General features: G+C 67.7%; 1 protein-coding gene. It reads left to right on the top strand.

All coding sequences use genetic code 11. From position 1 onward, the window contains the following. The first annotated feature begins 16 nt into the window (after nucleotides 1-16). Nucleotides 17-970 (top strand): TonB-dependent receptor, encoded by a 954-nt coding sequence (locus L6Q67_RS23450; protein WP_296575898.1) that lies wholly within the window; start codon nucleotides 17-19, stop codon nucleotides 968-970. Nucleotides 971-1,113 lie beyond the last annotated feature (143 nt).

The raw sequence follows: 1,113 nt of genomic DNA, 5'->3' as shown, positions 1-1,113 counted from the left end.
ACCCGCCGCCAGCGTGATGGTGCGGGCCTCGGCCGGCACCGGCTTTCGCGCGCCGTCGCTGGCCGACATGGTCCGCCCGGCCACGACCGGCAGTTCGGCCACCCTGCCCGACCCCGTGTGCATGGCCGAGAACGACAACGACCTGGGCTATTGCGCCGACATCTGGGAAACGCGCACCTACAGCAACCCCAAGCTCAAGCCCGAGCGCTCGCGTCAGTTCTCGCTGGGCATCGTGGCGCAGCCCACGCGCCAGGCCAGCATCAGCGTCGACTACTGGGCCATCTCCAAGCGCGACCTGATCAGCACGCTGGGCGACGACGTGATCCTGGGCAACCTGGCCAAGTACGAGTCGCTGGTGCACCGCTACAACGAGGACGAAGGGCTGCCGGGCTGCGACTACGACCCCGACGACTCGACGATCTGCTTCATCGAGCTGCGCAAGGAGAACCGAGGCCGCCACAAGGCCTCGGGCGTCGACCTCGCGGCCGAGCTCAAGGGTCTGAAGACCGACTGGGGCAGCTTCGGCGTCAGGCTGACCGGCACCCTGGCGTTGGTGTCCAAACAGCAGACGGGCAACGGCGACCCGTATGTGAGCAACCTGGGCAGGTTCGTCACCGACGGCGTGGTGCAGCGCTGGCGCCACCGCCTGAGCGTGGACTGGGAGCGCGGTCCGTGGACGCTCACCTTGTCCAACAGCTACATCGGCAGTTATGAAGACCAGAACTCGGCCATCGACACCAACAGCGGGACCGTGGTCGCGCCCAACCGGGTCAAGGCCTACTCGCTCTGGGACCTGTCAGGCAGCTGGAGCCCGAACAAGGCGCTGACGCTTCGCGCAGGCATCCAGAACCTGGCCGACACGAGCCCGCCGTACTCGAACCAGGCCTACTTCTTCATCTCGGGCTACGACCCGAGCTACACCGATCCGCGTGGGCGCACGTATTACCTGAGCGCGCAGTACCGGTTCTGACAGCGCGCCGGTCCTGTGGGGCAGGCAGCAGGTTCACTCCACTGCCGCGCCGATGAACTCGCGCAACCGCGCGAACGCCGCGTCAGGCTCGTCGCGCCAGGCGCCGTGGCCCGAGGCGGCGCAGGCGGCGAACTGCATCCACT

The organism is Zoogloea sp. (genome assembly GCF_023150065.1).
Taxonomy (GTDB): Bacteria; Pseudomonadota; Gammaproteobacteria; order Burkholderiales; family Rhodocyclaceae; genus Zoogloea.
This window is presented reverse-complemented; position numbering and strand designations above follow the sequence as displayed.

Bases quoted from the DNA above. Each gene is read 5' to 3' on its own strand.
- L6Q67_RS23450 (WP_296575898.1), top strand. From the start codon at position 17: ATGGTGCGGGCCTCGGCCGGCACCGGCTTTCGCGCGCCGTCGCTGGCC.